This window comes from Lentzea jiangxiensis (genome assembly GCF_900104175.1).
Classification (GTDB): domain Bacteria; phylum Actinomycetota; class Actinomycetes; order Mycobacteriales; family Pseudonocardiaceae; genus Lentzea; species Lentzea jiangxiensis.
In genome coordinates this window covers 17,823-35,114 of sequence record NZ_FNIX01000007.1, presented here as the reverse complement: position 1 = coordinate 35,114, position 17,292 = coordinate 17,823, and the positions used below count along the sequence as shown (strand labels likewise).

The window sequence follows — 17,292 nt, the reverse complement described above, 5'->3', positions numbered from 1 at the left end:
GGGCGCGGTGGGGCCGTTTCCGGGACATCTCCGGAGGCGGCCCCATCGGCATTTCCAGCTCAGCCGTCAGCGCCCCGGTTCAGGGCAAGCGCTGATCAGCGAGTCCGCACGCGCCGCCGGACCAGCAGCACCCCGCCCACCACGAGCAGCACCAGCACGACGACGAACGGGACCGGCCCGATCGCGGTGAACCACTCCACCAGCAGCCCCTGGAGCCGTCCCGCCGCGTCGACCACCGGGTCGGACGGATCCGCGTCGTCGAAGAACAGCCGCAGTTCGTAGACGCCGTAGTACGCCACGTACAGACCGACGAGCACCAGCAGCACGCCGCCGAGCCGGGACGCGTGCGGCAGCAGCGAGCGGGCCCGCCGGGTCATCACGTCGCTGGCCAGCGCGGTGCCGATCGCGAGGACCGTCACCACCAGGCCCATGCCCAGCGCGTAGGCGAGGAACGCCGTGACTCCCTCCAGCAGGTCGCCGCCGCGCAGCGTCGAGCCGGCGACGGCCAGGAACGGGCCGATGGTGCACGACAGCGACGCGATCGCGTACGCCACGCCGTAGCCGAACATCGACCCCACGTGCCGGTTCGGCGCTCCCCTGCTCGGTTTCGGGATCAGCAGCGTGATCTCCCGGCCCATCAGCAGCAGTGTTCCCACCACGACGAGCGCCAGGCCGATCGCCACCGTCACGAACGGCAGGTAGCGCTGCACCGACAAGGCGATCACGGAGAACGCCAGGCCGAACAGGCCGAAGACGGTGACGAACCCGAGGGTCATCATCGCGCTGGAGACCACGGCCCTGGTCAGCAACCGGGCGCGGGACTGCTCGCTCGCGCAGGTCGCGACCAGCGCCAGGTAGGCGGGCAGCATCGCGAACCCGCACGGGTTGACCGTGGCGACCATCCCGGCCACCACGGCCACCAGCAGCGTCTGCGTCATGCGATCTTGCTCAGCCGCTGCTTCAAGTCCTCTTCGGACAGTTGGCTCGTCACGACGTCGACCTTGCCGTCCGCTCCGACGAACGCGTAGGCGGGCTGCGCGGTCACGCCGAAACGCTTCCACACCGCGCTGTCCTCGTCCGCGATGTGCTGGAACGACTGCAGGCCGTGCTTCTGCACGAACTGCTGCATCGCCGGGACCTTGTCGAGCGCGGCGACGCCCAGGAACGTGACCTTGCCGGCGTGTTCCTTCGCGGCGGCGGCCATGCCGGGCGCCTCGCGCTGGCACTTCGGGCACCACGGCGCCCAGAACCACAGGACGATCGGTTTTCCTGCCAGGTCCGCGCCGTTCAGCTCTTTGCCGTCGACGGTCTTGGCGGTGAACTTCAACTGGTCCGGTACCGCGGGAGTGCTGCTCGCCGGCGTGGCGGCGCTCGTCTGGGAGGTGGCCTGCGGTGTGGTGGGGGCCGGTTGCGGCGCACCCGCCGGAGCGCCACCGCACGCCGCCAGCGCGGCGAGCAGAACGAGTGACCCGGCCATGACTCTGGGTACCGGCATGAGCAAATCCTGCCGCATGACCGGTTCGCAAATTGTTACGAACCTCTGACGGCGCTTTTCACCGCCGCGGGACTGTATGCTGCATACGTGAGCGGTTGAAACGCCAGCTGCCCTCTTCCCAAGAGCCACCCATCAGGGCCAGGAGAGTGCTGCCATGCTGGACAGTTCCCTTTCACCGCTGCTCGTGCAGCAGGAAATGCACGGCCTTTCAGTCGTCTTGCGCGTCGCCGGTGAGCTGGACCAGGTCACGGCCCCCGCGCTGCGCGCCAACCTGCAGACCGCCCTTGCCGCGGCGACACCACCCCACTCGCTCGTGATCGACCTGGCAGAGGTCGAGTTCTTCGGTTCCGCCGGTCTCAACGCGCTGCTCGAACTGCGGCGCGAGACGGTCGCGAAGGGCGTTCAGCTGAGGGTCGCGGCAGCGCACAAGATCGTGCTGCGCCCGCTCGGGATGACCGGCGTCGACCGGGTGCTGGGGCTGTACCCGGACGTCGAGCAGGCGCTGGCCGCCGACTCGCACGCCTGACCTGCCGCGACGCACCACCGCCTTGAGCGGTCAGCCGAACTCGGGTGCGGTAGCTCCACCTCGGTAGCCGATGCGCCTGCACCGGCTACCGAGGCCGTTCGAGCACCGTTGAACGAAATCCGACCGCCGGAAGCCCTTGCCCAGGGGCGCAACGTTCGTGCCGATCCGTGCATCGGGGACTGGATCTCGCGGCCGCGCCCGGTCAGTATGGTGCGCTGAGCCGTCGAAACACGAACAAGGGGAGTGTGCGCCCGTGGTCAGGGTGGACAGCGTGGACGAGGCCGAGCGCTTGAGGAAATCGCTTCGGGACGAGGGGGTCCTGGAGGTCGTCGGGCCGGTGTCCGGTATCGGCTTGGTGGGCATTCCCACGACGGGCGCGGACAGCATCGAGATCGACCCCGGCGACTTCGACCAGGCGATCCGGCTGCTGCACCAGCGCCGCGACGAACTGGCGGGCCACCTGGCCGGCAGCGAAGTGCTCGCCACGCCGCTGCCGGACGGCAAGGGGCCGGTCGCGGTGCAGATGCGCAAGGCGTTCGGGTTGCGGGCCAGGGACGCCGAAGGTGGTGTTCGGGCCGCGTTGACGTCGTACGTGCGGCAGCTCGACCTGGTGATCGACGCGCTGGAGACCGTGAAGAAGACGCACGTGGCCGTGGACGAGAACGCCGCCGCGACGTTCAAGAGGCAGGCATGAGCAGGCGGGACAAGGGCTACTACTCCGAAGAGCACAAGCCGACCGCGCGGCAGATCCGGCGCGAGAAGCGGCTTCGGGCGCAGCGCCGCAGGAACCTGCGCGAGGACGCGTTCGACTCCGGCACCATCCGCTGGGAGGCGTACACGCACCAGCAGATGTGGGACATGGTGCACGCGGCTGACGTGCCGGGGATGTCCGTGCGGAGCGCGCAGTGGCAGGAGCTGGCGCCCCAGCTGCGCGACACGTCCCGGTCGGTGCAGAACATCGTCGGCAAGCTCATGTCGTCCTGGCGCGGGCCGTCGGCGGAGCTGGCGACTCAGGCGGCCTCGGCGCTGACGTCGTGGGGCGAGACGGTCGCCGACTCCTCCGAACGGGTGGCGCGCGGGCTCGAGACCTACACGACGGTGCTGCAGGAGACGAAGCGGCGGATGCCGGAGCCCGTGCACTACTGGGCCGAGCGGCGCCTCCGGGAGGGCTACGACGTCAAGGTCCCCGACGGCCCGCAGGGCGCGAACCTGCTCGACCAGCTGATCGACGACCACACGCCGTCGAAGGCCGAGGCACGCGACGCCAAGGCGCAAGCGGTGGCCGTCATGCAGGTCTACGAGAGCGAGAGCAGGAACACCCGCAGCACTCTGCCGGTGTTCGACACGGCACCGGAGGTCGCGCAGCCGCCGACACCCGTCTCGCCACCCGTCACCCCGCCGCCCATCACCCCGCCGCCCGTCGCCCCGCCGCCCGTCACCCTGCCGCCCGTCACCCCGCCGCCGGTGGTGACGCCGCTGCCACCGGAGCCGGTGCCGGGCATCCGCCCGCCGGCGAACGACGACAGCACGGCGGTCGCCGCGTTCGGTCCCACCGGGGCTGCGCACGGCACCGGGGGTCCGCACGGCACGACGGCGTTCGGCGTACCGGCCGGCGGCGTCCACGGCACGACGATGGGGATGCCGGGAGGGTTCGCGCCGGGATCACCGGCCGGCACCGGCCCTGGGGTGCCGGGCGGCGCCACCGGGGTGCTGGGCCGCCAGGCCGGGAGCGGCGCCGTGGCGGGCATGGGCGGCCGCGGTTCCGCGGCCGTGCCCGGGGCGGGTGGCTACGGCATGATGCCGCCGGCGGCCGGGGCCAACGGCGACGAGGACCGGCAGCACTCCAACCGGTACGCGGAGCCGATGGACTTCCTGGACGACATCCCGCCGGCCGCGCCGCCCGTGCTGGGCGAATGAACGACGGGTACGTCGTCGACGTCGCCGCCGTCCACGTGACGGCGCAGCGGCTGGACGACGCGGGCGACGCGGTGACCGAGGTGGTCGACGCGCTCGGACTCGGACCAGGCGGCGACCTGGGGCCGGGCGTCACGGAGGCCGTGGACGAGCTGATGCGGTCGTGGGAGGACAGGATGACCGTGCTCCGCACCGCTCTCGCGGACACCGCCACCGAGCTCCGGTCGGCCGGGGCGGCCTACCGCGACGCCGACGAGCTGCGTCATGACTGAGTACCGCGGCCTCGGCTTCGACCCGGTGCCGGGCGACGCGGGAGCCGTCGCCTCGGCGGGTGAGCGGTGCCGGCACGCGGTCGAGGTCCCGGCACCACCGGCCGGGTGGGAAGGCGCCGCGGCCGAGGCGTTCGCGGCGCGGCTGGCCGGGATGCGCGATGACCTGGAGACCGCGCGGCGCACCCTGGGTGCGGCCGCCGACGTGCTGGACGAGTGGGCGGGGACGGTGCTGGCGAACCAGCGCAGGGCGGAAGATCTCGACAGACGCGCACGGGAGCTGCGGCGTGCGATCGAGGATGCGGACAACGACGTGGTCCTCGCGTCCTTCCGCGGCGGTCCGGCGCACGGGGCGGCCTCGGCGCGGCTGGAGGAGCTGCGCCGCGAGCTGGACGACGTGCTGGCGGCCGCACGGGACCTCGAAGCGGACCACCACAGCGCCGCACGGCGCGTCGCGGAGCGGTTGCGCCGCCTCGTCACGGGCGGCGTCGAAGCGGCCGGAGACGTGCCGAGCCGGGAGGAGCTGTTCGGCGGTGTCGTGCGCGCGTTGAACTCCTACTCGGCGTTGGGCAGTGAACTCGCCGGGATGCTGTTCACTTCACCACGCACCTCCGGCACACCCGGCGGCGGAGCGGCCGCCTTCGTCTCGGCACTCGGTGAGCGGTGAGACTCACGCCGGTACGGGGCGTCATCCCGGTGTCCACGAGCTCGGCCGAGGCGACGTCCGCCGAGTTGTTGTCCCTCCTCCAGCGGTTGCGCGGGCCCGACCGGGCGCGCGACCCCGGCCTGGAGATCGCGGCCGCGCAGGCCGCCGAGCTGGCCCAGCGGCACGACGCCGGTGTCGTCGCGGTCGTCGAGCACCACGACGCCGACCCCGCGGTCCTGGTGGCGGGTCTGGTCGCGGTCGAACGCGTGCTGACGCCGGAGGCCGCGCGGGAGCTGTGCTTCCACCTCGCCGACGCCGGTGGCCCCGGCATCACCGAGCTGACCAGCGCCCAGACCGCGAACGGCTATCCGGCGGTGATCGTCGAGCGGGTTCCGGCGACCGGTGTCGGGGCGCAGCTGCAGATCGTCGTGCCCGATCCCGCCCGCCCGAGGATCGCCGTGTTCACCCTGCACTCCCCCACCGGACGCGGATGGCTGGAGCTGGCTGGCATCGCCGGGCGGTTCGTCAACGGCGTGGAGTTCACCTCGGCAGGGCGTGGCGGCGGTACTCCGTCGGCGGCTGCCCCACCAGCGCGCGGAAGGCACGGGAGAAGTGCGTCGCACTGACGAACCCGCAGTCGCGGGAGATCTCGCCGACGCCGCGGTCGGCCTTCGCCGGGTCGGCCAGCAACGCCTTCGCGCGGTCGATGCGCAGCATCTTGATCCGTTCGGCGACGTTCGGCTCGCCCTCGAACACCTGGTACAGGCGGCGCAGGGAGATGTTCAGCGCCTTCGCGACCTCGCCGGGCGTCAGGGACGGGTCGGCGAGGTGCGCGCGGATGTGCTCGAGCGCGGCGCGCCGGTGCCCGGTGGCGATGTCGGCGCGCTCCAGCTCGTCGCGCAACGCGCTGCGCAGCACCATCTCCGCCAGCCCGACGAGGTGGTGCGCCACGCCGACCGGGTCCAGGACGTCCCGTGCGGCGAGGACGTGCCCGACCGCGCTGGAGAACGCGGTGCGCAGGCCTTCGCCGACCTCGACGGGCTGGAACATCAGCCGGCGCAGGTCGGTGAACCCGGTCGACAGCTTGGTCTCCGGCACGGTCAGCACGATCGTGCCGACGGGCAGCACGTGCAGCGAGCAGTCGCCGAACACGTGGGCGTTCTCGGGCACCGAGCGGTGGACCGGGCACCGCATCAGCAACTGGACCGACTGGGGCGTGGACGGCGAGCCGGTCAGGGCGGCCCTCGCCGCCGCGGCCCCGGACGCGCGCACGACCAGCACTCCGCTCGCGACCTCCGCGTCCTGATGCACGCGGACAAGATTAACCACGGGAGTCCTGATGGCACGGCGTTCACCGGCGACCGGCGCGGTCGTCCTGTCCCACCTGGAGTTCGACCTGGTGTGGGAGGACCTCGGCTTCGGTGACCCGCCCCTCGCGCTCGACGTGCCGTCGCACGGCGCCACCGAGGCCGACCGTGACCAGCTGGGCACCGAGGTGTTCGCGTCGCTGGCGAGCGCCGGGCTGATCCGCGACGACGAGGTCGATCCCGAACTCGAGGAGCTGCTCGGGATGCTGCGCCACCACACGACGTCCGTCGACGCGCTGGTGTTCGGCGAGCAGCCCTGGCGGGTGCTCGCCGCGGTGCGGGGCAGCCGCGGCGTGCTCGCCGTGCTCAACACCGAGGAACTCGCGCTCGAACCCTTCGCGGGGGACGGCCTGGTGCGCGCGGTGGCGAAGGTGCTCGGCGACCGCCCGGCCGGGCCGGGTGACCAGGTGCGGCTGCCGCGGGCGGCCTACTCGGCGGCACTGCGGGGGTACGCGGAGAGCGGCTACGGCGGTTTGGAACGGGCGTTGGCCGACGCGGGCGTGCGGGGCGGCGCGATGCGTCCGCTGATCACCATCGCGGAGTCGGGCCGGCTCGGTGCGGGGCAGCTGGCCGTGAACGGTGCCCGAGGCCGTTCGCCGGTGCTCGCCTGGTCCGACACGACCGCGGGCCGGTACGTCGTCACGACCGAGGACGTCCGCGGCGAGCAGTGGGTCCGGGTGGTCCCCGCCGACCTGGCCTGGATCACCCGGCGCCTCACCGACCTGGTGGAAGAGTCCTCTTAGGACACCGGGAGCTCCACCGGCTCGTCCAGCACGGCCGCGAGCACCTCGGCGCCCGCGGCCAGCGCGGCTTCGGCGGCGTGGGCGGTGAGCCGCTGCAGGCAGGCGGCCAGCGCGACGGGCCTCAGCTCCACCGCGCGCGGGCCGAGCTCGAGCCCGACGAGCTTGCCGTGCAGGTCCACCGTCACCACCACGTCGTCCTCCCGGGCGGAGGCGGTGATCGCGTCCAGCGCGGCGCGCAGGCCGAGCGGTTCGCGTTGTTCGTCCTCGGCCAGTTCGTCCTCGAGCGACCGCGGCTCGTGCGTCATCGGACCATCCAGCTTTCCGGTGTGGTGGACTCGATCTCCTCGGTGAGCTCGGTGTCGACGTGGAGGCCGAGCGCCTCCAGGTGTTCCTCGCCGAGCGTGTGCCGAGCCCGTTCGTTGGCCCGCGCGGTCGCGATCCGCACCAGGGTGAGGATCTCGTCCGCCAGTGCGGCACGCCCGAGGCGCATCGACCGCTCGGTCAGCGTGATGGCGCGCATCCCGCCGCCCACACCGACCTCGATCGCGATGCCCGTGGCGTGGTGCGCTCGTCCGGTGATCACGGGTGCACCCCTCCGTAGAACTTCGTGCCGCTGAGCTGGTGGGTGTTGCGGCGCACCTGGTCCCCGGAGTTGCCCTCGATCAGCGTGACGGTGTCGCCGTCGACCTTCTCCACGATGCCGATGTGCTTGCTCGTGGCGGGGCTTTGCGGGCCGGTGCCGAACAACAGCACGTCGCCGGGCCGCACGTTGTCCTTCAGGTTGCCGTTGCCGTACGCCTTGCCGTGGCGCTGCCCCCAGCGGTACACGTCGCCGGTGAAGGGCAGGACCGGGATGTCCACACCGGCCTTGCGCCACATCGCCGTGGCGAACGACGAGCACCAGAAGGTCGTCGGCCCGTACGGGTTCCGGTTGCTGCCGGGCGGGCTCTCCCGCGTGCCGATCTCACCGCGGGCGGCGGACACGATCTCGCGGGCCTTCGCACCGGACGGCTTGGTGACGCCCCCACCACGCCGTGCGGCGCGAGGACCGGCGATCCCGTCGGCCTCGATCTCCTTCTCGAGCGCCTTCAGCTGCCGCTGGGCCTCGTCGAGCTCGGCCTTGACCTGCCGCACGTTGCGCACGGACTCCCGCGTGTAGCGCGGCTCCAGGTCCGCCGCGGCGGCGACGGCCTTCATCAGCGCGGCCTGCGATCCGCTCGCGACCCCCGCGTCGAGCACCGCGACGGCCTTGGTGACGTACTCGTCGACCAGGCGCTGGGCGGCCGCGTGCCCGGTGACCAGCGCGCTGCTCGCCCCAGCCACCACCTTCTCGGCCTGGGCGCTGACGGACGCGGTCATCCGGACCTGCCGGGCCAGCCGGTCGGAGCGGCGTTCGAACTGCTCCGAGTTCGCGCCCTCCCAGTGCCCGAGCGCGTTCCCGGCCGCCTTGCGCACGGCGTCCTGCTGGTCGTCCAGCGCGCTGCCCGCCTGGTGCAACGCGAACTGCACGCGCAGCGCGTCGTCGGCCTTGCCCGACAACGCGTTGCGGTGCCCGATGATCCTGCCGGCGAACTCGCGCGCGACCGCTCGTGTGTCCACGTCATCCCCGCTTGAAGCCGTCGGCGACCGCGTCGTCCTGGGCGCGGTAGCTGTGTGCCATGCGCCCGGTCGAGCGCGCCAGGCGGTCGGCGTTGCGGCCGACGCCGTTCACCTGCCGGTGCAGCGCGGCTCCGAACGCCTCGAGCGCCGAGGCGAAGCCGGTCTCCTTGCCGATCCGCCCGAAACTGCTGTCGGCGATCTCCCGCACCTGCCGCACGTGCCTGGTGCCGATCGACGCCAGGTCGTCCGCGATGTCCCTGCCCTGCTTGACGTAGCGGTCGAGCGCGGCCGGGTCCACCGCGAACCCGTCGCGTCCCCCTCCCCCACCGCCGCCGGGTCGCGACGGCGTCCTGGAGTCCCGTGCCGCTTTGCGGGCGACGTCGAGGTACTTGCGGTAGGCGCCGTTGGTGTAGGTCGACCAAGGCGTCCACGACTTGCCGTCGTCGGACAGCGCGTTCGCCACCTTGGCGTTGACGCGCGGGTCGAACAGGTCGCGGTTCGAGTCGAGCCCGTGCTGCCTGCGCCGCTCGGGCCCCATCGCGCCCAGCATGTTGATCTGCCACAGGCCGTAGGAGTCGTCCGGCGGCCTGGCGTTGTGCGCTCGTGCGTCCCCGTTGGACTCCGCGAGGGCGACGGCGATCGCGATCGTGAGGCCCTGGCCTTCGAACCCGGCGGCACGGGCGTGCTGTGCGATCTGCTCGGGGCTCAACCTGCTCATGCGGTCAGCTTGGCCGCTCACCGACGCCGGCGACATCGGTGTTGCGCGCTGGGGCAGCAGCGTTGCGCGGAGGGACCATCGGCAGAAGCGGACGTTCCCCCGGCACCTGCTGCTTGGACCGTGGCCGCCACAACGAGCCGAACGACCACCGTTCTGCCTCGCCGACGAGGTCCTGGACCGGATCGACGAGGTTCTACCGCCCGGCACGGACCTCGGCGCGGTCGACGTCGCCCCTGTGCCGGACGCGCTCACCCGTCCGGGTCCGCGTCGTCGTCCGGTGGAAGACCGTGCCGCGATGTGAGCGTGGCGGACTTCCCGTCCGTGGCGGACTTGAGGCGGCGCGGTGGTTAGCCGCGGTTAGCAGATGGTTAGCGCGGTTGCCCAGTCTCGGTACCGGAGGCGAGACCGCCTCTTCCTGAGAAGGGGGAATTCTCTTGATCCGCAAGACTTTGACGGTCCTGGCCGGCGCCGCGTTCGCGGCGTCGCTGATGTCCACGCCCGCGAGCGCGTCCTCCGTCCCGGAGATCACCGAGCCGGGCGGCGACCTGTCGGCCACCGCCTACAGCGACTGTCCGCCGGCCCGGCTGTGCATCTGGACGGGTCTCAACGGCACCGGTGTGATCGGCATCTTCCGCGTCGGTGACGCCGACCTCGGTGCGGCTCCCGGCCCCAGCGGGCTCAACAACAACGCCGAGAGCATGTACAACCGCACCAGCCAGCGCTGGTGCCACTACGACGGGGCCAACTACACGGCCCTGATGGCGGCCGGCGGACCCGGTGGAGGAGCGAACATGCTGCCCGAGTTCCGCAACCGGATCACCTCGTTGCGGGTCTGCCCCTGACCGGTGACGCGGTGAGGTGTCACCGGTCCCGGCGATCGAGCAGGCAGGTCCTGCTCGATCGCCGCCGGCCACCCAGCGCGACCAGGTGCCGTTCCGTCCACAGTGGCCGAAGTGCGGGTCGCACACCTCAGCCGGTCCCCACCGCGCGTTCCTCCGCGAGCCAGGCGACCAGGTCTTCACCCGTCCACCGCGGATGGTCCAGCAACAACGCTCCCGCGATCCGCAACGCCAGCGGCAACCCGCCGCAGCATGCCACCAGTGCGTCGCCCGGGGGCACTCCGACGATCCTGGTCAGCAGCTCCGCCGCCTCGCGGGCGTCGAGCAGTCCCATCCGCACCAGTCGCGCGCCCTCCAGCTCACCGAGCGTCCGCCTGCTCGTCACCAGCACCGCACAACCGGGTTCGGCCGGCACGAACGGCCGCACCTGGCGTGCGTCGACAGCGTTGTCGACGACCAGCAGCACCTCCCGCCCGGCCAGCAGGTCGCGCAGCAGCGCCGAGCACTCGTCCTCGGAAACCGGCACGAGGTCGGCAGGTGTCCCGAGCGCACGCAGGAACTGGTGCAGCGCCGCCATCGTGTCGTCGCCGTGCAACGTCGCGAAGAGCTGGCCGTCCGGAAATCGCTCACGCACCTGATGAGCGAGCTGCACGACGAACGACGTCTTGCCCAGCCCCGCGGCGCCCGAGACGGCGACGAGCGGCGGGCAAACCCGGCGCGACGCGGTGAGCACGTCCGCCATCTCGGTGAGCCACTCCCCGCGACCGACGAAGTCGGGCAGGACCGGCGGCAACCGGCGCGGCGGACGTGCCCCGCACGGCAGCGGGAACGTGGGCCGCACACCCGGTTCGCCGCGGAGGATGCGGCCGTGCAGCGCGCACAGCCGAGCCGACGGTTCGACGCCCAGCTCGTCCACCAAGGTGCGGCGGAACGCGAGGAACACGTCGAGCGCCTCGGAGACCCGGCCACGCCGCGCCAGCACGGTCATCAGCTGCGCACGCAACCGTTCGCGCAGCGGGTGCTCGGCGACGGCGACGGTCAACTCGCCGATCAGGTCGGCGGTGCCGCCGAGCAGGAGGTCGGCGTCGACGCGTTCCTCGAGCACCGTCGTCCGCAGCTCGTCCAGCTGTGCGGCGATCGGCTCGCCGAAGTGCGGGTCGGCGGGACCACGCCAGCGCCCGAGCGCCTCGCGCAACCTCGTGGCCCCCAACGCCACGTCACCGCCCGCGATCAGCTCGCGCGCGGCCGCCAAGCCCTGCCGCACCAGCTCGACGTCGAGCTCCACCGCCTCGGCGCGCAACACGTACCCGGTCGCCGCTGTCGCGATCCTCTCCTTGCCGAGCAGCCGCCGCAGCCGCGAGATGATGCCTTGCAGCTGCACTTTCGCCGACGCCGGTGGCGCTTCACCCCACAGCTCGTCGAACATCCGGCCGACCGGCACGACCTCGTTCGCGTTCCACACGAGCAACGCGAGAACCTTGCGCATTTGCGGTGTGCCCGTGGCGATCTCGGCACCATCGCATTCCACCCGAAACGGTCCGAGCAATCGGAAAAGCCACATCCCCCAGTACCTCCCCGCCGCTCAGGGTGGCACACGGCCGGGGCGAACGCTGGTTGTTCGCTCACATCCAAAACCTCACGCGTGAGCGCCCGTGTGGAATGTGGATCTGCAATTCCGGTTCACAGCGTCAATTCTGAAAGCCCTTTCACGATTCGTGCGCGAAAGGATCAGTCCTGTCCGTCTCCGGTCACGAGGTAGTAGGCATCGGCCGTGTCGCCGTCGATGCCCACGAAGTGCTCGAGACGTGCCGCCGCCTCTCGCACCAGAACGATGAGGATGTCGAAGCCGTGGTCGCCCGCGAGCGCTCGAAGCACGGGTGCGGCGAGACCGACGTCGCTGTTGACCACGGCGGTGACGAGGTTCGCGGCGTGCTCGACCGCCTTCGCGCAGTGGGGTTCCCCGCGCAGCACCGCCATCCTGATGGGAACGCGCGCGTCGGGCTTGATGCCTCCCATCGGCAGGCCGTGCACCAAGATCGAGGTGAGCAAGTCCACCGCCGCCAGCCGTGAAGCCTCGTCCCGCAGCGCCATCCGCACGGCGACGATCGCGTTCGCGTGGTCCCGGCGGTTGATCGCGCCGATGGCCGCTCGCGCCCAGGTCGCCCCGTCCGGCTCTCCCCCGGCGACGACGGTCGTGGCGGCACCCGGCGAGGTCGTGCCGGTCGGCAGGTCGTCCCGGTCCGAGATCATGTGCGGTCGCGCCTTTCCCGTTCGTGCGGGTTGCCGATGGTAGGTCTTGGCGGCGTGACGTCATCGGCGCGGACGCTCGGTTTCCCCATCGGGGCAGCGCTCGGTAGCGGCCGGGCCCGGCCGACGGGGCGATCCCCCACTCGTAGAGCAGCACGAACGAGGCTCGGGGACACTCAGGGCGACCATGTGTGAACAGCAGTAGCCGCAGTCACACGATGGAGTGATCTGCGGGAGTGACGAGCGGAACCACACGCCGGCTCGCCAGTTCATGTTTACACAACGCCTTGAACGGGTATAAACGATTTCGCTTCGATATTTGGTGCTGGAGGACATCATGAGCGCGGCTGGTGGCGGCCTCAACGAACTCGCTAGAACGCTCAGCGATATCGCAAGAACGCTGCAAGCAGAGCCCGACGTCGACGCGACTCTGCGGGCGATCGTCAAAGCCGCCGTCGACTACGTCCCGGCGGCCACGCACGCCGGGATCTCCCTGCTCGAACAGGGAAGGATCCGCACCGTCGAGCCGACCACTCCCACCGTCGAGATCATCGACCAGCTCCAGTACGAGCTGCGCGAGGGACCGTGCATCGACGCGATCGCCGAACACGAGACCCTCCGCGTCGGCGACGTCGGCCGCGAAGCCCGATGGCCGTCCTTCGGCCCGGCGGCGGCGGAGAACGGCATCCACTCCCTGCTGTCCTACCGCTTGTTCGTGACCGACAGGACGCTCGGCGCGCTGAACCTCTACTCGGACCGGATCGACGCCTTCGACGACCGCACCGAGCAGGACGGCCTGCTCTTCGCCACCCATGCCGCCATCGCGCTGGTCGGCGCGCAACGCGAGGCGAACCTGTCGATCGCCGTCGAGAGCCGCGACGTCATCGCCACCGCCAAGGGCATCCTCATGGAGCGCCACGACATCGACGACGCCTCCGCTTTCCGGATGCTGGTGGAGGCGTCCCAGTCGACCAACATGAAGCTGCAGAAGGTCGCGGCCTGGTTGGTGGAGAACCGGGCCGAAGCCCGGTCGTCGTGACCGGCGCGAGCCGTTCGCGCCGTGACCGGATGGGCACCGGGGCGGAACCGCTCGGTCATCACGAGCTGGTCGCCGTCGCCGGCTATCGGCTGATCACCTTGCGAGATCAGGACAACGACGCCGGTGTGGGCCTCGACGAGGCGATCGCGCGAGCGCAGACAGCCGTAGTCGCCTCGACCGGTTACGAGCTGGTCATCAACTGCGCCCAAGACCTCGTGCCCGTGTCGGCACGGCTCGACCTGTGGTCCGGGCGGCCTGCGCCGGCCGACGAGCCGGGCTGGTCGGCGCCGCAGGTCTTCGAGCTCGAATGCCCCAGCGGTCTTCTGGTGCTCGGCTCTCCCACCGGGAAGGTGCTCGACGCCGATCTGCCCACGGGGCCGGGCGTCTACGGGCTCGAAGTCGCTCACCGGGGACGCGACCAAGCGCTTGCCATGCGCCAAGAAGACCTCCTCGACGCACGACAGGGCAGCTTCGAGCAGTACCGGATGCGCATGTGGTTCGCCGGCGAGCTGCCCGACGACGAGTAGCCGGCTTCGGCTCCCACCTGATTGCCTTCCGGCTAGCGGAGCTGCTCGTCGGTGTAGTAGCCGGACTCCACGAGAACCTTGTGGTAGTTGGCCTTGTCGACGCTCACGGGGTTCAGGAGGAACGCCGGCACCACCTTGACGCCGTTGTCGTAGTCGTTGAGGTTGTTGAGCTGCGGCGGTGTCCGGCCCTTCAGCACGGCCTCCGCCATCGACGCCGTGACCTTCGCCAGTTCGCGGGTGTCCTTGTAGATGGTCGAGTACTGCTCTTGGGCGATGATGGACTTCACCGAACCGAGCTCGGCGTCCTGTCCGGTCACCACCGGGAAGACGGGACCGTACCCGTTGTTCTTCAGCGCGGTGAGGATTCCGAGGGAGATGCCGTCGTAGGGCGACAGCACGCCGTTCACCTTCGCGCGCCGGTACGACGTGGTGACGATCTCCTCCATGCGTTTGCGGGCGGTCTCGCCGTCCCAGCGCAGGGTTGTGACGGCCTGGTAGTCCGTCTGTCCGCTGCGCACCACCAGCCTGCCGTCGTCGATGTACGGCTTGAGAACGGACATGGCTCCGTTGAAGAAGAACGCCGCGTTGTTGTCGTCAGCGGAGCCGGCGAACAGCTCGACGTTGAACGGGCCGGTCGCGGCGCCGGGGGTGCCGTCGGCGCCTCGCAGGCCCAGGCCGGTCAGCAGCGACTCGGCTTGGTGGACGCCGACGCGGAAGTTCTCGAACGTCGCGTAGTAGTCGACGTTGGGGCTGCCGCGGAGAAGCCGGTCGTAGGCGATCACCGGGATGCCCGCCTCCGCGGCCATCCGCAGCTGGGCGGTGAGGGCCGAGCCGTCCACTGAGGCGATGATCAGGAGTTTCGCGCCGGCGGCGATCTGGCTCTCGATCTGCTTCGCCTGGCTGGGCACGTCGTTCTGCGCGTACTGCAGATCGACGCGGTGGCCTCGGGATTCGAGGTCCCGCTTGATGTTCTCGCCGTCGCTGATCCAGCGCTGCGACGTGGTCGTCGGCATGGTGACGCCGACGAGAGCGCTCTCAGGCGGCTGGGGTTCCTGGCCGGTCGCGGGCGTGCCGCAGGCCGCCAGCAGCAGCACGACCACGAGCATCGACGATCGCATCCCGGCTCCTCGCGCAGATCAACGTCGTTGTTGACGGTCGCCACGGAGTCCGGGGCAGGCCGAAGGCGCAGCGGTTGTGATCCGCGCCGTAAGAGGGGCGTGAACGTTAACAACCGGAGGTGGAGGGATCAAGCGGGAGAAGCGTTCCAGCCATCGGAAGCGCCAATGGGTCCGGTGGCGGACGGGCTCAGGCGCCCGTGATGGTGATCATGGTCGCGGGTGGGACGCGCTGGCCCGGTTCGACCGACTGGGCGGCGCAGACCACGTCCTCACCGTTCGGCGAGGCGACGGTGACCTGCAGACCGAGTGCCTGCAGTTCTGCCCTGGCGTCCTTGACGGGTTTGCCGCGCACCTCGGGCACGGTGACCGCGGTGGCGACCACCAGGGACACCGTGGTCTGGTCCGGGCCCAGCATCGTGCCGGGCACCGGGTCGGTCCTGATGACGCGGCCCGGTTCGACCGCCGGGGAGAACTCGGCGGGTGCCTCGACGCCCTGGAGCCCGTTGCGCCGCAGTTCGGCGAGCGCCTCGTCCTTGGTCATGCCCGCCACGTTCGGCACGGGCTTCTTCGGCGCAGGTCCCTTGCTCAGCACCAGCGTCACGGGGGCGCCGATCTGCAGCGGTGTGCCGGGCCGCGGTTCGAGTCCGATCACCTTGCCGGCCGGGACGGTCTCGCTGAAGACGTTTTTGGCCTCGTCCGTGACCACCTTCAACCCGGCGTCGCCGATCTCCTTCGTCACCGGCTCGACGTCGACGCCCGCGTTGACGAACGGCACCACCGGGCGGCCCCGTGAGACGTAGACCGTGATCGAGGAACCCTTCTCCAGCTCGGTTCCGTTGCCGGGTTCGGTGCGCAGCACGTTGCCGTTCGGCACGTCGTTGCTCGGCACCCGGACGACCTGGGCGCTCAGCGACGCGTCTCGCACCTGCGCCATCGCGTTCGCTTCGCTCTGACCGCTGACGAGCGGCACGGAGGTGCGGCTCCCCGCGCCCAGCCACCACCACAACGAACCGGCGACCAGCACCGGCACGACCACCGCGCCGGTCCAGAGGGCGGCGCGGCGCTGCCGGCGGCGCTTCTCCTCGACGGGGTCGACCTTCTTCGAACGCGGCCTGGGTGGCCGCGGGGGCTTGCGCACCGGTGTGGTCCGCTCGGCTGCCGACGACGTGTTCTCGCGGGGGGCCGCCGGCACCGGGCGCATCACGATCGTGCGGTCCTGCTCCGGTGGCGTGCCGGGCTCGGGAACCGGCTGGGGCTGCAGGCCCAGCTCGACCCCCACCCGTTCGAGCTCCGCCAGGAACACCGCGGCGTCCGCCGGGCGCAACGCCGGGTCCGACCGGGTCGCCCTGCGCACCAGGTTGTCCAGTGCGAGCGGAACCCCCGCGATGGACGGCACCGCCGGGACCGGGTGCGGCACGCCCCCCGCACCGCGGCCGGGGACCCCTCCCGTGAGCATCTCGTAGAGCACGATCCCGACCGAGTAGACGTCGCCCCGCGCATCGCGGACACCTCCGCCCACCCTCTCCGGGGACGCGTAGGCCCTGTCGCCACCGGCAGGTGCCGCCGCCCTCGGGCGGAGGGTGCCGAAGCCGGCGAGCCGCACCTTGCCGCCCTTGCCGATGAGCACGTTCTCCGGCCTGACCTCACCGTGCGCCAGTCCCGCGTGGTGGGCGGCGCCCAGCGCGGACAGCACCGGGCCCACCACGCTCAACGCGATGGCGGGGGCGAGTTTCCCGCGCTCCGCCAAGAGGCCTCGGAGGGTGCCGCCGTCGACGAACTCCGTGACCAGGAAGACGTGATCACCGTCGACGCACTGGTCGTGGACGGCCACCACGGCGGGGTGCCGCAGCCGTGCCGCGGAACGCGCGCCGCGCTCGAACTCCGCGACGAACGCCGGGTCCGGCGGCAGCGTCGTGTCCAGGACCTCGACGGCGATGGCCCGGTCGAGCCGGACGTCCACACCCCGGTACACGGTGGACGTCGTGCGGGGCTCGATCACCGTGTCCAACCGATAACGCCGCTCGAGCAGCGAACCTGTCAGATCGGAGTTGGACTTCGGCACAGTCGCAGATGATAGCCGCGGACAATCTCCGGTGGATTGCACTCGCGCCAGAACGCCGACCGGACGCACTTCCCCAATCGCCGTCCGTGATCACGCGGTCGAATCCAGGTCGACCGCCGGCCGAGGACGCCCGAACGGCGGTTGAGTTCCCTTCGCCTGGTACGAAGATGTCCTGATCGGTGT

22 protein-coding genes are annotated in these 17,292 nt (G+C 71.2%); 11 read left to right on the top strand and 11 right to left on the bottom strand.

The genetic code is table 11. From position 1 onward, the window contains the following. Positions 1 to 95 precede the first annotated feature (95 nt). Together BLQ91_RS20650 and BLQ91_RS20645 are read right to left on the bottom strand one after the other, a co-directional pair. Complete coding sequence (locus BLQ91_RS20650) at positions 96 to 938, bottom strand: cytochrome c biogenesis CcdA family protein (protein WP_090098794.1); 843 nt, start codon at positions 936 to 938, stop codon at positions 96 to 98. Then, positions 935 to 1,495 (bottom strand): redoxin domain-containing protein, encoded by a 561-nt coding sequence (locus BLQ91_RS20645; protein ID WP_218130342.1) that lies wholly within the window; start codon positions 1,493 to 1,495, stop codon positions 935 to 937. Before BLQ91_RS20645 ends, BLQ91_RS20650 begins: the two co-directional genes overlap by 4 nt. 154 nt (positions 1,496 to 1,649) lie before the next feature. On the opposite strand from BLQ91_RS20645, the gene BLQ91_RS20640 reads away from it, so the two are divergent. The 6 genes from BLQ91_RS20640 to BLQ91_RS20615 all read left to right on the top strand — a co-directional run bounded on the left by BLQ91_RS20640 (position 1,650) and on the right by BLQ91_RS20615 (position 5,476). Further along, the gene (locus tag BLQ91_RS20640; RefSeq protein WP_090098790.1) at positions 1,650 to 2,021 is read left to right on the top strand and encodes an STAS domain-containing protein; all 372 of its coding nucleotides are present in this window, start codon (positions 1,650 to 1,652) and stop codon (positions 2,019 to 2,021) included. A gap of 253 nt (positions 2,022 to 2,274) precedes the next feature. After that, complete coding sequence (locus BLQ91_RS20635; protein ID WP_090098788.1) at positions 2,275 to 2,715, top strand: hypothetical protein; 441 nt, start codon at positions 2,275 to 2,277, stop codon at positions 2,713 to 2,715. After that, positions 2,712 to 3,938, top strand: a complete 1,227-nt coding sequence (locus BLQ91_RS43370) for a PPE domain-containing protein (protein ID WP_090098785.1) — start codon at positions 2,712 to 2,714, stop codon at positions 3,936 to 3,938. The genes BLQ91_RS20635 and BLQ91_RS43370 overlap by 4 nt, the downstream gene beginning before the upstream one ends. Continuing rightward, positions 3,935 to 4,207 (top strand): hypothetical protein, encoded by a 273-nt coding sequence (locus BLQ91_RS20625; RefSeq protein WP_090098783.1) that lies wholly within the window; start codon positions 3,935 to 3,937, stop codon positions 4,205 to 4,207. Before BLQ91_RS43370 ends, BLQ91_RS20625 begins: the two co-directional genes overlap by 4 nt. Next, the gene (locus BLQ91_RS20620) at positions 4,200 to 4,871 is read left to right on the top strand and encodes a hypothetical protein (RefSeq protein ID WP_090098781.1); all 672 of its coding nucleotides are present in this window, start codon (positions 4,200 to 4,202) and stop codon (positions 4,869 to 4,871) included. Before BLQ91_RS20625 ends, BLQ91_RS20620 begins: the two co-directional genes overlap by 8 nt. Next, positions 4,868 to 5,476 (top strand): hypothetical protein, encoded by a 609-nt coding sequence (locus BLQ91_RS20615; RefSeq protein ID WP_090098779.1) that lies wholly within the window; start codon positions 4,868 to 4,870, stop codon positions 5,474 to 5,476. Before BLQ91_RS20620 ends, BLQ91_RS20615 begins: the two co-directional genes overlap by 4 nt. Here BLQ91_RS20615 and BLQ91_RS20610 read toward each other — a convergent pair. Continuing rightward, on the bottom strand, positions 5,391 to 6,161 hold the full coding sequence (locus tag BLQ91_RS20610; RefSeq protein WP_245733693.1) for a helix-turn-helix domain-containing protein: 771 nt from the start codon (positions 6,159 to 6,161) through the stop codon (positions 5,391 to 5,393). The two genes, BLQ91_RS20615 and BLQ91_RS20610, sit on opposite strands and share 86 nt — an antisense overlap. A 28-nt stretch (positions 6,162 to 6,189) precedes the next feature. On the opposite strand from BLQ91_RS20610, the gene BLQ91_RS20605 reads away from it, so the two are divergent. Continuing rightward, positions 6,190 to 6,960: an ESX secretion-associated protein EspG gene (locus BLQ91_RS20605; protein WP_090098776.1), complete on the top strand. Its 771-nt coding sequence runs from the start codon at positions 6,190 to 6,192 to the stop codon at positions 6,958 to 6,960. Here the strand turns inward: BLQ91_RS20605 and BLQ91_RS41460 are convergent. From BLQ91_RS41460 to BLQ91_RS20585, 4 genes are read right to left on the bottom strand one after another with little or no spacing between them, the layout of a single operon-like run. Next, entirely contained in the window at positions 6,957 to 7,265 is a 309-nt protein-coding gene (locus BLQ91_RS41460) for a hypothetical protein (RefSeq protein ID WP_090098775.1), read from the bottom strand. The two genes, BLQ91_RS20605 and BLQ91_RS41460, sit on opposite strands and share 4 nt — an antisense overlap. Then, positions 7,262 to 7,543 carry a hypothetical protein gene (locus BLQ91_RS20595; protein ID WP_090098773.1) on the bottom strand — a complete coding sequence of 94 codons (282 nt, stop codon included), beginning with the start codon at positions 7,541 to 7,543 and terminating at the stop codon, positions 7,262 to 7,264. The genes BLQ91_RS41460 and BLQ91_RS20595 overlap by 4 nt, the downstream gene beginning before the upstream one ends. Next, positions 7,540 to 8,559, bottom strand: a complete 1,020-nt coding sequence (locus BLQ91_RS20590; RefSeq protein ID WP_090098771.1) for a CHAP domain-containing protein — start codon at positions 8,557 to 8,559, stop codon at positions 7,540 to 7,542. Before BLQ91_RS20590 ends, BLQ91_RS20595 begins: the two co-directional genes overlap by 4 nt. Before the next feature lies 1 nt (position 8,560). Next, positions 8,561 to 9,277, bottom strand: a complete 717-nt coding sequence (locus BLQ91_RS20585; protein ID WP_090098769.1) for a type VII secretion target — start codon at positions 9,275 to 9,277, stop codon at positions 8,561 to 8,563. On the opposite strand from BLQ91_RS20585, the gene BLQ91_RS40390 reads away from it, so the two are divergent. Next, complete coding sequence (locus tag BLQ91_RS40390; RefSeq protein ID WP_143022739.1) at positions 9,276 to 9,578, top strand: hypothetical protein; 303 nt, start codon at positions 9,276 to 9,278, stop codon at positions 9,576 to 9,578. The genes BLQ91_RS20585 and BLQ91_RS40390 overlap by 2 nt on opposite strands. Positions 9,579 to 9,711: 133 nt before the next feature. Next, complete coding sequence (locus tag BLQ91_RS20580) at positions 9,712 to 10,119, top strand: peptidase inhibitor family I36 protein (RefSeq protein WP_090098767.1); 408 nt, start codon at positions 9,712 to 9,714, stop codon at positions 10,117 to 10,119. A 127-nt stretch (positions 10,120 to 10,246) separates the two neighbouring features. Here BLQ91_RS20580 and BLQ91_RS20575 read toward each other — a convergent pair whose 3' ends face one another. Both BLQ91_RS20575 and BLQ91_RS20570 read right to left on the bottom strand, forming a co-directional pair. Continuing rightward, positions 10,247 to 11,602, bottom strand: coding sequence for an AfsR/SARP family transcriptional regulator (locus BLQ91_RS20575; RefSeq protein ID WP_176959858.1), 1,356 nt, complete (start codon positions 11,600 to 11,602; stop codon positions 10,247 to 10,249). A 242-nt stretch (positions 11,603 to 11,844) separates the two neighbouring features. Further along, on the bottom strand, positions 11,845 to 12,366 hold the full coding sequence (locus tag BLQ91_RS20570; protein ID WP_090098763.1) for a hypothetical protein: 522 nt from the start codon (positions 12,364 to 12,366) through the stop codon (positions 11,845 to 11,847). Between the two features lie 334 nt (positions 12,367 to 12,700). Here BLQ91_RS20570 and BLQ91_RS20565 point away from each other — a divergent pair, with 334 nt between their 5' ends. Together BLQ91_RS20565 and BLQ91_RS20560 are read left to right on the top strand one after the other, a co-directional pair. Further along, positions 12,701 to 13,402, top strand: coding sequence for a GAF and ANTAR domain-containing protein (locus BLQ91_RS20565; protein WP_090099176.1), 702 nt, complete (start codon positions 12,701 to 12,703; stop codon positions 13,400 to 13,402). A gap of 29 nt (positions 13,403 to 13,431) precedes the next feature. Continuing rightward, positions 13,432 to 13,929: a hypothetical protein gene (locus BLQ91_RS20560; RefSeq protein ID WP_090098761.1), complete on the top strand. Its 498-nt coding sequence runs from the start codon at positions 13,432 to 13,434 to the stop codon at positions 13,927 to 13,929. 32 nt (positions 13,930 to 13,961) lie between these two features. Here BLQ91_RS20560 and chvE read toward each other — a convergent pair whose 3' ends face one another. Beyond that, positions 13,962 to 15,047 (bottom strand): multiple monosaccharide ABC transporter substrate-binding protein, encoded by a 1,086-nt coding sequence (chvE, locus tag BLQ91_RS20555; RefSeq protein ID WP_090098759.1) that lies wholly within the window; start codon positions 15,045 to 15,047, stop codon positions 13,962 to 13,964. A 187-nt stretch (positions 15,048 to 15,234) separates the two neighbouring features. Beyond that, entirely contained in the window at positions 15,235 to 17,109 is a 1,875-nt protein-coding gene (locus BLQ91_RS20550) for a Stk1 family PASTA domain-containing Ser/Thr kinase (protein WP_143022738.1), read from the bottom strand. Between the last annotated feature and the right edge of the window lie 183 nt (positions 17,110 to 17,292).